This window comes from Amycolatopsis australiensis (assembly GCF_900119165.1).
GTDB lineage: Bacteria > Actinomycetota > Actinomycetes > Mycobacteriales > Pseudonocardiaceae > Amycolatopsis > Amycolatopsis australiensis.
Genome location: NZ_FPJG01000006.1, coordinates 1709032 through 1722617, shown reverse-complemented (window position 1 = coordinate 1722617; position 13586 = coordinate 1709032). Strand labels below are relative to the sequence as shown.

General features: G+C 72.5%; 14 protein-coding genes. 5 read left to right on the top strand and 9 right to left on the bottom strand.

Translation table 11 applies throughout. The annotated features are described in order from the left end of the window. Nucleotides 1–280 precede the first annotated feature (280 nt). The 5 genes from BT341_RS09525 to BT341_RS09505 all read right to left on the bottom strand — a co-directional run bounded on the left by BT341_RS09525 (nucleotide 281) and on the right by BT341_RS09505 (nucleotide 5603). The gene (locus tag BT341_RS09525; RefSeq protein WP_072475928.1) at nucleotides 281–961 is read right to left on the bottom strand and encodes a response regulator transcription factor; all 681 of its coding nucleotides are present in this window, start codon (nucleotides 959–961) and stop codon (nucleotides 281–283) included. Beyond that, nucleotides 961–2349: a sensor histidine kinase gene (locus BT341_RS09520; protein WP_245804921.1), complete on the bottom strand. Its 1389-nt coding sequence runs from the start codon at nucleotides 2347–2349 to the stop codon at nucleotides 961–963. Before BT341_RS09520 ends, BT341_RS09525 begins: the two co-directional genes overlap by 1 nt. A gap of 60 nt (nucleotides 2350–2409) precedes the next feature. Next, nucleotides 2410–3126 carry a type 1 glutamine amidotransferase gene (locus BT341_RS09515; RefSeq protein ID WP_072475927.1) on the bottom strand — a complete coding sequence of 239 codons (717 nt, stop codon included), beginning with the start codon at nucleotides 3124–3126 and terminating at the stop codon, nucleotides 2410–2412. Beyond that, nucleotides 3119–4312, bottom strand: a complete 1194-nt coding sequence (locus tag BT341_RS09510; protein ID WP_072475926.1) for a Mur ligase family protein — start codon at nucleotides 4310–4312, stop codon at nucleotides 3119–3121. The genes BT341_RS09515 and BT341_RS09510 overlap by 8 nt, the downstream gene beginning before the upstream one ends. Nucleotides 4313–4682: 370 nt before the next feature. Continuing rightward, a complete protein-coding gene (locus BT341_RS09505; protein ID WP_072475925.1) occupies nucleotides 4683–5603 on the bottom strand; it encodes an NADP-dependent oxidoreductase in 921 nt (306 codons plus the stop codon). Nucleotides 5604–5677: 74 nt separating this feature from the next. Here BT341_RS09505 and BT341_RS09500 point away from each other — a divergent pair, with 74 nt between their 5' ends. The 4 genes from BT341_RS09500 to BT341_RS09485 all read left to right on the top strand — a co-directional run bounded on the left by BT341_RS09500 (nucleotide 5678) and on the right by BT341_RS09485 (nucleotide 9583). Then, the gene (locus BT341_RS09500; RefSeq protein WP_072475924.1) at nucleotides 5678–6256 is read left to right on the top strand and encodes a TetR/AcrR family transcriptional regulator; all 579 of its coding nucleotides are present in this window, start codon (nucleotides 5678–5680) and stop codon (nucleotides 6254–6256) included. A 294-nt stretch (nucleotides 6257–6550) separates the two neighbouring features. Then, nucleotides 6551–7333 (top strand): IclR family transcriptional regulator, encoded by a 783-nt coding sequence (locus BT341_RS09495; RefSeq protein WP_072475923.1) that lies wholly within the window; start codon nucleotides 6551–6553, stop codon nucleotides 7331–7333. A 2-nt stretch (nucleotides 7334–7335) separates the two neighbouring features. Continuing rightward, entirely contained in the window at nucleotides 7336–9021 is a 1686-nt protein-coding gene (locus tag BT341_RS09490; protein WP_072475922.1) for an L-lactate permease, read from the top strand. Between the two features lie 10 nt (nucleotides 9022–9031). Continuing rightward, nucleotides 9032–9583, top strand: a complete 552-nt coding sequence (locus BT341_RS09485; protein WP_072475921.1) for an HD domain-containing protein — start codon at nucleotides 9032–9034, stop codon at nucleotides 9581–9583. Here the strand turns inward: BT341_RS09485 and BT341_RS09480 are convergent. From BT341_RS09480 to BT341_RS09465, 4 genes are read right to left on the bottom strand one after another with little or no spacing between them, the layout of a single operon-like run. After that, entirely contained in the window at nucleotides 9580–10356 is a 777-nt protein-coding gene (locus BT341_RS09480; RefSeq protein WP_072475920.1) for a hypothetical protein, read from the bottom strand. The genes BT341_RS09485 and BT341_RS09480 overlap by 4 nt on opposite strands. Nucleotides 10357–10360: 4 nt before the next feature. Continuing rightward, nucleotides 10361–11626, bottom strand: a complete 1266-nt coding sequence (locus BT341_RS09475) for an RNA polymerase sigma factor (RefSeq protein ID WP_072475919.1) — start codon at nucleotides 11624–11626, stop codon at nucleotides 10361–10363. 39 nt (nucleotides 11627–11665) lie between these two features. Beyond that, complete coding sequence (locus tag BT341_RS09470) at nucleotides 11666–12016, bottom strand: YciI family protein (RefSeq protein ID WP_072475918.1); 351 nt, start codon at nucleotides 12014–12016, stop codon at nucleotides 11666–11668. Next, nucleotides 12016–12450: a YciI family protein gene (locus BT341_RS09465; RefSeq protein ID WP_072475917.1), complete on the bottom strand. Its 435-nt coding sequence runs from the start codon at nucleotides 12448–12450 to the stop codon at nucleotides 12016–12018. The genes BT341_RS09470 and BT341_RS09465 overlap by 1 nt, the downstream gene beginning before the upstream one ends. 145 nt (nucleotides 12451–12595) lie before the next feature. Here BT341_RS09465 and BT341_RS09460 point away from each other — a divergent pair, with 145 nt between their 5' ends. After that, complete coding sequence (locus BT341_RS09460; protein ID WP_072475916.1) at nucleotides 12596–13576, top strand: small ribosomal subunit Rsm22 family protein; 981 nt, start codon at nucleotides 12596–12598, stop codon at nucleotides 13574–13576. The last annotated feature ends 10 nt before the right edge of the window (nucleotides 13577–13586 follow it).

Genomic DNA, 13586 nt, shown 5'->3' with positions numbered 1-13586 from the left:
TTCCCGGCGTATGCGCACAGCCGATTCCGGATGCTCACCGAAAATGTTCCCCTTTCCGGCCGGAATTCGGGCGAGAACGGCCGCTGTTATTCCGCCGCGGTTTCCTCATGGCAGAGGAAAGCTCACCGTAGCAACGTGCACAACCATCCGATGATGAGGTTCGCCACGGCGTTTTTCACCGGTTCGCTGCAACGGCTGGGCGATCCGCGGCAACCGGCGGCGGCGAACGGCGCAACGCCGGAACACCCGGCTGAACCAATTCCCGGATTTCCCCGGGGGATCACGATCGGGTAACGTCCACCAATCGGTACCCGACACCGCGGACCGTTTCGATGGTCCGGGTGCCGAACGGCGCGTCGATCTTGCGTCGCAGGTATCCGATGTACACCTCGACGACGTTCTCGTCGCCGTCGTAGTGCGCGTCCCAGACGTGGTTGAGGATCTCGTTCTTCGTCAGCGCCGTGCCGGGGCGCCGCAACAGGAATTCCAGCAGCCCGAACTCGCGCGCGGTCAGCTCGATCCGCGTTTGTCCTCTGTGGACGGTCCGGGCGGACGGGTCGAGCCGCAGGTCGCCCGCCTCCAGCACGGCGGGACGGGCCGGCGCGCCGCGGCGCAGCAACGCGCGCAGGCGCGCGATGAGCACGACGAACGAGAACGGCTTCGACAGGTAGTCATCGGCGCCGAGATCGAACGCGTCGGCTTCGTCGTACTCGCCGTCCTTCGCGGTGAGCATCAGCACCGGCGTCCAGTTCTCCGCCGCACGCAGGCGTTTCAGCACCTCGTAGCCGGACAGCTCGGGCAGCATGATGTCCAGGACGACGACGTCGTACTCCTGCTCGGTCGCCCGCCACAGCCCTTCCGCGCCGGTGTGCGCGACGTCGACGGTGAACCCCTCGGCGACCAGCCCGCGCCGCAGCGTCTCCGCGAACTCGCGTTCGTCCTCCACGATCAGCAGCCGCATCACTCCTCCTCCGGCAGTTCGAGCACCGGCAGCTCCAGCAGGAACCGCGCGCCCGGCTCGTCCGACTCCGCGTAACGGGCCCGGCCGCCGTGGCGCGCCGCGATGCCCGCGACGATCGGCAGGCCCAGCCCGGTGCCGCCGTGGCCGCGCTGCCGTGACGCGTCGAGCCGGACGAACCGCTCGAAGATCCGTTCGCGGTCGGGCTCCTCGACCCCGGGGCCGTCGTCGCTCACCTCGACGACGGCGAGGCCGCCGCGCACCGAGCTGGCGACGCGGATGTGCGAGCGCGCGTGCCCGCGGGCGTTGTCGACCAGGTTCCGCACCGCCCGCCGCAGCTGGGCCTCGCTGCCCCGCACCTTCGCCGGCCCGGCCCGCACCTCGACGTCGAGCGCGCACTCGCCGCGGACGCGCTCGGCTTCGGCGCGGACGATGTCGTCGAGGTCGACCTCGGTGCGCGACGGCCGGTCGGTCGTGTCGTCGGTGCGGGCGAGCATGAGCAGGTCGTCGACGAGCTCGCGCAGCCGCGCGGTTTCCCTGGCGATCACCGGCACCAGGTCCTGGGCGCTCTCCGGGTGCCTGCCGGAGACGTCGAGCGCGGTGCTGATCGTGGACAACGGCGACCGCAGCTCGTGGCTGGCGTCCGCGACGAACCGGCGTTGCGCCGCCTGCGCCGACGCGAGGCGGCCGAGCATTTCGTTGAGCGTCACGGCCAGCCGGTGGACCTCGTCACCGCCCGGCGGCAGCGGCACGCGGGCGGCCAGGTCACGCGTGGAGATCTCGGCGACGGTCCGGCGCATCCGCTCCACCGGCCGCAGCGCCGAGCCGACCGCGCGGTAGACCGCCAGCCCGGAGATGGCCAGCAGCGGGACGGCGATGAGCCCGAGCAGCAGCGTCAGCCGCGTCGACGCCTCGGTCACCGGCTCCAGCGACCGCGCGGAGATCACCGTGTACGGCCCGCCCGGCCCGTTGACCTGCTGCGACACGACCCGGTAGTCGGCGCTGTCGCCGTTGAGCCCGAGCGGCAGCGTCTCGATGGCTTCCTGCCCGACGGGCGGGCGGGTGCCGGTCAGCGGCGGGTGCCCGACGATCGCCGGGTCGCTCGCGATCGGCCTGCCCCGCGCGTTGAGCACCTGGGTGACCGCCTCGGTGTCGCCGGTGCTGGCCACGTCGGACGCGCTGAGGTCACGCGCGCCTTCGCGGACGAGCTGGATGGCGACCTGGCGGCCGGTGCTGCGCGCGCTCTCGGTCACGCTGCGGTCGAGCGACTCCTCGAGCAGCAGCACCACGACGACGCCCGCGGCGGCGATGGCCAGGGCGAGCGCGAGCACCGCCACCGCGGTGGTCCGCATCCGCACGCCGGTCGCGGCGATCACCCTGCCCAGCTTCACCAACGCAGCGTAACCGCGGGGCACGAGCTCCCGCGGCCCCGGCAGCGACACGGCCACGGCTCACCGTCGCCGGCGTGCGGCGGCCAGCCGCTCCGCGCGCAGGCGGTCGACCTCGGGCAGGTCCAGCGGCGGCAGCGGGTGCCCGGCCGTCCAGGTCAGCAGGAGGTCCGCCAGCGCCGGGTTGCGGGCCAGCGCCGGGCCGTGCAGGTACGTGCCGACGACCCGGTCGGTCACCGCGCCTTCGGTGCCGTCGCCGTTGCCGGTGCCGCGCACGACGTGCCCGAGCGGCTCGCTGGCCGCGCCCAGCTTGCTCACGCCGAGGTGGTTCTCGAACCCCGTGAGCGGCGCGTTGTCCAGCAGCTCCGACGAGGTCGCGACCAGTTCCGCGACGGCTCGCCGCTCGCCGGGTTCGGTGGTGACGTCGAGCAGGCCGAGCCCGTCGTGGTCGATGCCGTCGAAGCCGCGGAAGCGGGTCCCGAGCACCTGCAAGCCCGCGCAGACGCCGAAGACGACCGCGCCACCGGACACGGCCCGCCGCAGGCCCGGGTACTTCCGCAGGTGGGCGGCGGCCAGCGCCTGCGCGCCGTCCTCGCCGCCGCCGAGCAGGTAGATGTCCAACGCGGACGGCACCGGGTCACCGAGCCCGACCGGCACCACCTCGGCTTCCATCCCCCGCCACTGCAGGCGGCGGCAGAGCACCTGCGCGTTGCCGGTGTCGCCGTAGGTGCCGAGCACCTCCGGCAGCAGCAGTCCGATGCGGACGATCGAGTCAGCCACCGCGCAACCTGCCCACCAGGTCGCGGAACGCGGTGTAGTTGGCGACCAGCTCGACCCCGCCGGGCGGCAACGCGTCGATCGCGGCGACCGGGTCCGGTTCGGCCCAGTGCGGTACCTCGGCGTAGCAGAGCCGGACGGCCAGGTCGGCGCCGCGCTCGCCGGTGACGACGACCTGGCGGCCGCGCAGCCGCTCGAAGTGCACGTCCCACAGCCACGACAGGTCGCGCCCGTCGGCCTCCTGCGCGTTGACCGCGACGACGACCGGGGTGTCCTCGTCCAGCACGCGCAGCGTTTCCATCCAGCCGGCGGGGTTCTTCGCCAGCATCAGCCGCACGGAGTGCCGGGACCGGCGGATCGTGCGGTAGCGGCCGCCGATGTCGGTGATGGTCCGCAGCCGGGCGGCGGCGGTGTGCGGCGGTACGCCGAGCCGTTGCGCGGCGGCGAGGGCGAGCGCGGCGTTCGCCCGGTTCGCGTCCCCCGGCAGCCGCAGGTCCAGGTCGACGTGCCTGCCGCCAGGCGTGCGGACGAGATCGCCGTCGAGCGCCCAGGCGGGCTCCGGCCGGGCAAGACCGCAGCCGCAGCTCCAGTGCCCGTCGTGGTTCTGGATCTGGCCGTCGCAGCGGGGACAGGCGGTCGAGTCGCCGGTCCAGCGCCGCCCGGTCCCGACCCACAGCGGCTTGGCGGCGGCGCTCGCGGCGGAGGTGACGAGCACGTCGTCACAGTTGGCGACGACGACGGTCTTGTCCATGGCCGCCACGGCGGCCCGCAGGTCACGTTCGGTCGAGCGGACCTCGCCGACGCGGTCGAGCTGGTCCCGGCTGAGGTTGAGCAGGACCAGCATCGCGGGTTCCAGCTGCTGGGCAACCCAGGGAACGTAGGTTTCGTCGACTTCGAGCACGGCGTACGGCGCGTCGGGCCGGGCGGCGAGCGCGGCGAGGACACCGTCGGGCATGTTGGCCCCGTCGCTGTTGGCGGCGACCTCGGCGAGCGCTTCGAGGGCGCGGGTCAGCATCAGGGCGGTGGTGGTCTTGCCGTTGGTGCCGGTGACGAGCACGACGGTCCGGTCCTGCCCGAGCCGCCGCAGGGCCCGCGGATCGAGGGCGAGGGTGACGCGCCCCCCGATCATGCCACCGCGGCCGAGGCCCGAGCTACGCGACAGCCAGGCGGTCAGCCGCCCGGCGGCCACGGACGCGCGAGTACGGAGAGGGCTTCGGGCAGTCACCGGCTGGATGGTGCTCGCCGGGCGCTGTGAGTTTGCTGAGTGGGTGACCCGGACCACGCACGCGCGCTGGTCAGCGGCAGGTCGGGGTGGGTGAGGTGCGGGGACGCTGCCGGGTGGGGTGGGCGCGCTCAGCCTTCGCCGCCTCCGCAACGGCTGCTTGGCGGGCGCGGGGGCACCGGCCACCGCAGACCTGCGGCCATCGCCCGGCGGCGCCGCAGCGTGCGCGCGGCCGCCTCGCACCGCCGGCCGGGGGGCGGGAGTCGCGCCCCGCCCACCTCAAACCCCGCGGCCGCCACCCGGCGCCGCCGCAGCAGCGGAGCTCACCCCGCTCACCTCAGAGCGTGACCACCACCTTGCCGTGCACGTGGCGCCCCGCCTGCAGACTCACCGCGTCGCGGATCCGCTCCACCGGGAACACCGCCGCGATCGGGACCGTCAGCTCGCCCGCCAGGATCGCGTCCGTGATCCGGGCCATCGCGCCCGGCTCCGCGTCCGCTCCACCCGTCGCGCGGACTCCGCCCGGCGGGTTGGGGCCCGCCGCTATCGTCGCGATGCGCTCCGGTGGGATGCCCAGCTCCAGGGCCGCCTCCGCCGTCTCCGTGCCGAACAGGTCCGCCGCCGCCGTCACTCCTCTCGCTCGGACCCGGTCCGCCAGTCCCGGTCCGTAGGCCACCGGCTCCGCGCCCAGCTCGCGCAGGAACCCGAACGTCCCCTCCGACGCCGTGCCCAGCACCTTCGCGCCGGCCAGTCTCGCCAGCTGGACCGCGAACACGCCCACTCCGCCCGCCGCTCCGCCGATCAGGACCGTGTCGCCCGGCCGCAGGCCGATCGCCGCCAGGGCGGCCGTCGCCGATGAGCCTGCCACCGGGAGCGTGCTCGCCACCTCGTCACTGATGCCGTCCGGCGTGTGGAACAGCCCGTCGGGTGCCTCCGCCGGCGCCTTGACCACGACGAAGTCCGCCACCGCCCGCGCCAGCGCGCCGCCATGGACGCGGTCCCCCGCCGCGTAGCCCGTGACGCCCGGGCCCACCTCGTCGACCACGCCGGCGAAGTCGTAGCCGAAGCCGGACGGCAGCGTGATGCCGAACCGCGCCGCCGCCTCGGGCCGGGAGACCAGGCCCCAATCTATCGGGTTCAGCCCGGCCGCCGCCACGCGCACGCGCACCTCGCCCGGACCCGCGTGCGGCTCCGGGACCTCGCGCAGCTCCAGCACTTCCGGACCGCCGAACGTCTCGTACCCGACCGCTCTGCTCATGGGAACCTCCAGTGATGAGACCAAGTGCCATCACTGTACACCCGCGACGGGACCAAGTGCCGTAAACTGCCGCCATGGCCCGCTGGCAACCGAACGCACCCGAGCGGCTGGCCCAAGCCGCCCTCGAACTGTTCGCCGAGCGCGGCTACGAGAACACGACGGTGATCGACATCGCCCAGCGCGCGGGCCTGACGAAGAGCACGTTCTTCCGGCACTTCCAGGACAAGCGCGAAGTGCTCTTCGGCGGCGACACGCTGAGCGACCTGCTCGCCAAGGCGATCGCCGAGGCGCCCGGCACCGCCACCCCGCTCGAAGCGGTGGCCCACGCCCTCGACGCGGTCGGCCGGCACGCCTTCACGCCCGAACGCCGTGAGTTCAGCACCCGGCGGCGCGCGGTGATCGCCGCCAACCCGGAACTGCAGGAGCGGGAAGCGCTGAAGGGCCTGCGGCTCACCGCCAGGACGACCGAAGCGCTCAAGCGGCGCGGCGTCCCGGATCTGACCGCCCGCGTGGCGGCGGAACTGGGCGCGCTCGCGTCGGAGATCGCCTACGCGCGCTGGAGCAAAACGCCCGACGGGGACTTCGGCGAAGCCGCCCGGCTCGCGCTCACCGAGGTTCAAGCAGCAGCCGAACGCGCTTCGCAACGGCATTAGCGAAGTCGCAAGCCCGGCATTTCCGAAAGGGCCCGGATACCTTCACGCGCCATTCAAGAACATGAACGCGACGACTATCGAACTCGTCGAACGCCGCTGATCAAGAGCCCGCAACCGCCATAGGTAGGAAACTTAACCATCGGAGGTTGTACCAATTAGCATGCGCAACTACCCAGCTTGATTGCGGGTCAGCACAAGATCTTCCGTCGATACATCGGAGGTGTTACCGTCCAACCCCATCCAGCGGAAAGGCGTACCGCTGAGCGGAACCGGGAACGTCCAACGGAGGGCAACGTGGGACCGGAGCGTGGGCTGGAAAACAGCGGAACTCTCGAACGCGGGCTCGCGGTGCTGGAGCACGTGGGCAGGCACCAGGAGATTTCCACCAACGCGATCGCGCGGCAACTGGGGCTTTCCCGCAGTGCCGCCTACCGCATCGTCGGCACCCTGAAGAACCTCGACTACCTCGAAGCCGACCAGGTGACCGGCCGCGTGCGGCTGGGGACGCGGCTGGTCGAGCTCGGCGCCCGTGCCATGGCGGCGACCGATCTGCACCGCTGCGCGCCGCGCTACCTCGCGTCGCTGGCCGAACGCTCCGGCGAGACGACCTACCTCGCCGTGCCGGACAACGACACCATGGTCTACGTCGCCACCGAACGCAGCGCCAGCGCCGTCACGCTGGCCTGCCGGCTGGGCACGCGCCGCCCGCAGCACGCGACATCGCTGGGCAAGGCCTGGCTCGCCGCGCTGCCGGAAGCCGACCGCGCCGAGCGCGTCCGGCGGATGAAGCTGGATTCGCTGACCCTCAAGACGATCAACGACCCGCACCGGCTGCTCGACGAGCTCGCGCGGACCAGCAGGCGCGGCTGGGCGGTCGACGAGGTCGAGAACGAGCCGGACGTCGGATGCGTCGCCGCCGCGGTGCGCGACCACTCCGGGCGGCCGATCGCCGCCATCAGCATCGCCGGACCGGCGCCGCGCGTGCTGCGGCGGCTCGACGAGCTCGGCGCGTCCGTGGCCGGGACCGCCGCCGCCCTCTCGCTGCGGCTCGGGTACGTCCGCGGGCAACGGGGCTGACCGTGACGTGGCTTCAGGACTACCAGCCGGCCGGCGGGCTGTGGCTTTCCGCGCTGCTCGCCGCGCTCCCCGTCATCGTGCTGCTGGCCGCGCTCGGCGTGGTCCGCCTGTCCGCGCACCTGTCCGCGGCGCTCGCGCTGGTCACCGCGCTCGGCGTCGCGCTGCTGCTGTACCGGATGCCGGCCGGGCCGGCGTTCGGCTCCGCGGCGATGGGCGTGGTGTTCGGCGTGTGGTCGGTGGCGTGGATCGCGTTCCACGCCGTGTACTTCCACAACGTCACGGTCGCCACCGGCCGGTTCGACAGCATCAAGCGCGTGCTCGCCGGGTTCAGCGAGGACCGGCGGCTGCAGGCGCTGCTCATCGCGTTCGCCTTCGGCGCGCTGCTCGAAGGCGTCGCGGGCGGCGGGTCGCCGATCGCGATCACCGCGGCGATGATGGCCGCGCTCGGGTTTCCGCCGGTGAAGGCCGTCGTGCTGGCGCTGCTGGCGAACACCGCGCCGGTGGCGTTCGGCGGCCTCGGCAACCCGCTGATCGTGCTCGGCAGGCTGACCGCGCCGATCATGCACCTCAAGCAGGACCAGGCGACGGATCTGTTCTCGGCGATGGTCGGCCGCCAGGTTCCCGTGCTGGCGTTGATCATCCCGGCGTTCCTCGTCGTGGTGCTGGCCGGCTGGAAGCGCATGCTCGAGGTGTGGCCGGCGGTGCTGACGGCGGGGCTCGCGTTCGCGGCCATGCAGTTCGTCGCGTCCAACTACATCAGCGCCAGCCTGGTCGACGTCCTCGCCGCGCTCACCGCGATGGCCGCGCTGTGGGTCCTGACCCGGTTCTGGCAGCCCGCGTCGGTGTGGCGCTTCGAAGGCGAGGAAGCGCCCGCGAAGAGCCTCGGCGCCGCGCAGGCCGGACGCGGCGCGCTGTACGCGTGGCTGCCCTACATCATCCTGATCCTGGCGATCTTCCTGTCCCGGATCGGCACGATCTTCAAGAACCTCCCCGCCTGGCTGGACCTGACGAAGCTGCTGCACAAGGCCGACTGGGTCTTCGCGTGGCCGGGCCTGCACAACCACGTCGTCCAGCACCCGCCGATCACGGCGAAGAACACGCCGTACGCGGCGACGCTCACGGTGGACTTCCTGTTCTCGCCGGGCACGGTCGCGCTGATCGCGGCCGTCGTCGCCGGGTTCGCGATGGGCGCCCGGCCGGGCGTGCTGGTGGCGACCTACCGCCGGACGCTCGTCCAGATGCGCTGGGCGCTCGCGACGATCTTCATGATCCTGGCGATCGCGTTCGTGATGAACTACTCGGGCGCGACGCAGACGCTGGGTCTCGCACTGGCGACGACCGGCGCGGTCTTCCCGCTCTTCTCGGCGTACATCGGCTGGCTGGGTGTCTTCCTGACCGGCTCGGACGCGTCGACGAACAGCCTCTTCGGCCCGATGCAGGTGATCTCGGCCCAGCAGCTGAACCTGAACCCGGTACTGGCGGGCGCGACGAACACGTCGGGCGGCGTGATGGGCAAGATGATCTCGCCGCAGAACCTCTCCATCGGCGCGACGGCGATCGGCCAGAGCGGCAAGGAGGGCTCGCTGCTGCGGCAGACGTTCCTGTGGTCGCTGCTGCTGACCGCGGTGGTCGGCGTGATCTCCCTCCTGCAGGCGACGATCCTGACGGCGATGATCCCGTCGCCCTAGGCTGGGCGGCATGAGTGAGCCGCTGGCGTCGTTCGCCTACGAGCTGGGCCTGCTGAAACGCGTCCGCCGGTCGGGCTGGTGGCACGCGGGCGTCCGCGACCCGGAGTCGGTCGGCGAGCACAGCCTGCGCGCGGCCCAGCTGGCGGCGCTGATCGCGGCGGAGGAGGGCGCGAACCCCGAACGGGCGGCGTTCCTCGCGCTGTGGCACGACACGCAGGAGACGCGCACGGGCGACCTGCCGCTGACGGCGGCGGACTACCTGAAGAAGCCGGAGCCCCGGCAGATCACGGCCGACCAGACGGCGGCGTTGCCCGGCCGCTCCCGAGACCTGGTGCGCGCGGCGGTGGACGAGTACGAGACCCGTTCGTCCGCCGAGGCGTTGTGCGCGAAGGACGCGGACAAGCTGGAGATGCTGCTGCAGGCCCTGGAGTACCGCGACATCGGCGTCCAGCGGGTCGGCGAGTGGATCGAGTCGGCCCGGAACGGGCTCACGACGGAGACGGCGCGGAAGATCGCCGAAGCGGCGTTGACGGTGTCGCCGCTTTCGTGGCGGGATCGCTAGTCCCGGTCGCCCAGTGCCGCGGACTTGACCGTCCCGTCGGCGATGCTGTGCGAGATGAGGCTGTGCGCCTGCCGGAACCTCTGACGGCTCTGGACGAACAGGTAGCCGTCGGCGACCACGGTCACCACCAGCAGGACCGCCTTGGCCCACGCCGGCACCGACAGTTCGGCGCAGACCGCGACGGCGAGCACGGGCAGCGGCAGGAAGAGCGCGTCACGGAACTCGCTCTCCCCCTTGATGCGGCTGAACTCGGCGTACAGCTCCGGTTTCGCGACGATCAGCCGCGGTGACATGAACAGCACCTCGTGCACCGTCTCGAGGGTGAGCCGGTCGACCTCGTGCCGGTCGTCGCCGCGCGGGGTGGCGTCGGACGTCGTGCTGTCCTGGTGGCGCCGGTAGTCCAGGCGGATCCGGTCGCGGACGCGGACCAGGGCCCGCGTGCTGAGCGGCCGGAACACCGAAAGCGGCCCGCCCGGCCGTCGCACGAGGTCGTCCGGGGCGAGCCGCCGCAGGTAGGCGACGCTCAGCCGGAAGCACACCGACTGCGCGAGCGTGCCGGTCACCTCGCCGATCAGCAGGCACAGCACGCTGATCGCAGCGAGCCTGCCGCCGGTGCCGAAGAGCTCCAGCAGCTCCAGCGCCGGTTTCCCGAGCAGGCCCGCCGGCGGCGGGTGGTAGTGACCGACCAGCAGCCAGCCGGCGCAGAACCACATGTAGCCCGCGACCAGCGCACTGCGGACGTCCCGGAAGCCGGGCAGCAACGCGGCGAGCACGACGTCAGCGGCTCACCGCCGCCGCGCGGTCCAGGAGCAGTGCTCGCTCGCGGGCGTTCTCCGTCATCTCCGCCGCTCGCCGGAATTCCTGCTCCGCCTCGGCCAGCCGGCCCAGCTTCTGCAGCAGGTCGCCCCGGACGCTCGGGAGCAGGTGGTAGTCCTTCAGCGCCGGCTCGGCCGCCACCGCGTCGACGATCGCCAAGCCCGCCGCCGGACCGTGGGCCATCGCCACCGCGACCCCGCGGTTCAGCTCGATCACCGGTGACGGCTGGAGCTTGCCGAGGCCTTCGTACAACGCCGCGATGCGCACCCAGTCCGTCTCTTCGGCCGTCCGGGCGCGGGCGTGGCAAGCCGCGATCGCCGCCTGCGCCGAGTACGGCCCGTACGCGCCTTCGGCGATCTGCTCGGACAGGGCCAGCGCGGCGAGGCCGTGCTGGATCAGCGTGCGGTCCCAGCGGGAGCGGTCCTGGTCCAGCAGCAGCACCGGTTCGCCGTTCGGGCCGGTGCGGGCCTTCGCCCGCGACGACTGCAGTTCCATCAGCGCGACCAGGCCGTGCACCTCGGACTCGCCCGGCATCAGCCCGGCCAGGACGCGCCCGAGCCGCATCGCCTCCTCGCACAGCGCCGGCCGCATCCAGTCGTCGCCGCGGGTGGCCGAATAGCCCTCGTTGAACACCAGGTAGATGACCTCGAGCACGGACGACAGCCGCGCGACGCGCTCGTCGCCTTCGGGCACCTCGAACGGGACCTTCGCCGCGGCGAGCGCCTTCTTCGCCCGGACGATCCGCTGCGCGATGGTCGATTCGCGGACCAGGAACGCGCGCGCGATCTCGTCGGTGGTCAGGCCGCCGAGCATCCGCAGCGTCAGCGCCACCCGCGCCTGCGTGTTCAGCACCGGGTGGCAGGCGACGAACAGCAGGCGCAGCAGGTCGTCCTCGATGTGGTCGTCGAGGCCCGCGTCGAAGTCCGGCAGCACGCCCTCGCCGACGCGCTCGCCGCGGCCGACCTCTTCGAGCTTCTCGGCGTACCGCTCGTTGCGGCGGAACTGGTCGATCGCGCGGCGCTTGGCGATGGTCATCAGCCACGCGCCGGGGTTGCGCGGCACACCGGACTCCGGCCACTGCTCCAGCGCGGCGACGAGCGCGTCCTGCGCCAGCTCCTCCGCCAGCCCGACGTCGCCGCGGGCCATCCGGGCCAGGCCCGCGATGAGCCGCGGCGATTCGATGCGCCAGACCGCCTCTACCGTGCTCCGGGTGTCCGCAACCGTCACCCGGCCATCAGACCGGGTGATCGGGCGCGGCGCAACCCGCTAGCCGGCGATCGGGCGGATCTCCATCACCCCGCCCTTGGCTTCGGGGTTCGGTGCCTGCTTCATCAGCTCGACGACGTCTTCGAGCGATTCGCCGTTGAGCACCCAGAAGCCGGCGACGAGTTCCTTCGTCTCGGCGAAGGGCCCGTCGATGAGCTTCGGCTCGGCGTCGCCTTCGAAGACGACGCGCACGCCTTCCGCGCTCGACGTCAGCCCCTCGGCGAGCACGATCCGGCCCTCCTTGAAGAGCCGGTCGTTGAACTTCGCCATCTCGGCCAGCTCCTCGGCGCCGGGCTGGAAGCCGGGCGCCTCGGACTCGGGGCTGGCCTTGACCATCACCAGGAACCGCATCACGCCTCCCCGGAGCGTTGGGCGCTCTGGGCGCGGAGCCGTCCCTCGAGCTCTTCGACCTCGGGCGTCAGGTTCTCGAAGTCGGCGGCTTCGGCGACGCGCCGGATCTCGACGACGCCGTCCCGGCCCTCGGGGTTGGGCATCCGCTTGATCCACTCGATGCACTCTTCGCGGTCGCGGCACTGCAGGATCCAGAAGCCGCCGACCAGCTCCTTGGTCTCGGCGAACGGGCCGTCGACGACCTTGGGCTCCTCGGTACCGGAGAACACGACCCGCGCGCCCTGCGAACTCGGCGTGAGCCCTTCGCCGGCGAGCAGCACCCCGGCCTTGACCAGCGCCTCGTTGAACTTCCCCATCTCGGCCAGCAGCTCGGCGCTCGGGCCCTTGCCCGCCTCGGAGTCCTCGTTCGCCTTGACGATCACCATGAACCGCACCGCGGTCTCCTCTCGTTCGTCCTGCCTACGCGTCGAACGGCCGCCCGCCGGATCGACACCCCGCCCGAAAAACTTTTGGCGCGGGAAAAGTAGCAGCTCAGGGCGGCTCCGGCGGGACAATCCGGACAAGGGAGAATCGACAGCCGTGGCGGTCCTTCCCGACGATCTCTCCTCCGCGCTCGACGACGAGCTGGCCCGGCACCCGCTGGCGTGGCTCACCCAGTCCGTCGACCGGCTCAGCACGCGCTACCGCCAGGGTGACGCGGCGACTTCGCCCATCCTCAGCTCCGAAGCCGACATCGCCGCGTACGCCGGTTACCGGATGCCTGCCACCTACGCCGCCGTACGCGCTGTGCTTGCCGAAGCCGCTTCACGCGCTCCTGGCTTCGAGCCGCGTACGCAGATCGACGTCGGAGGCGGTACCGGTGCCGGGGTCTGGGCGGCCGCCGCGGTCTGGCCGTCGCTCACCCGGTGCACGGTGGTCGAGCAGGTCGCCGGGGCCATCGGGCTCGGCAAGCGGCTCGCCGCCGGTGCCGCGCTGCCCGCCGTCCGGGACGCCGAGTGGCGGCGCGGGTTCGCCGACCCCGCCGCCCCGGCGCCGGACGCCGATCTGGTGACCCTGTCGTACGTGCTCGGCGAGCTGCCCGAAGCCACGCGCGCCGACGTCGTGCGCTGGCTGGCCGCGAAGGCCGGGACGGTCGCGCTGATCGAGCCCGGCACGCCCGCCGGCTACGAGCGGATCCGCGCCGCCCGCGCGCAGCTCATCGAGCTGGGCCTGCACGTCGTCGCGCCGTGCCCGCACGACGGCGCCTGCCCGATCGTGCCCGGCGAGGACTGGTGCCACTTCGCCGCGCGGCTCCCGCGGTCGGGGCTGCACCGGCGGCTGAAGGCGGGCACGCTCGGCTTCGAAGACGAGAAGTTCGCCTACGTCGTCGCGGCGCGGTCGGCGCCCGAGCGGCCGGACGCGCGGATCATCCGGCACCCGAAGAAGCACAAGGGCTGGGTCGCGCTCGACCTCTGCACGACCGAAGGCCTCAAGCCCGGCGTCGCCGTCTCGAAGAAGCAAGGACCGCGGTACCGCGCCGCCCGCGCCGCCGAATGGGGTGACGGCTGGTCTTCCGCCTGATCCGGTGGGA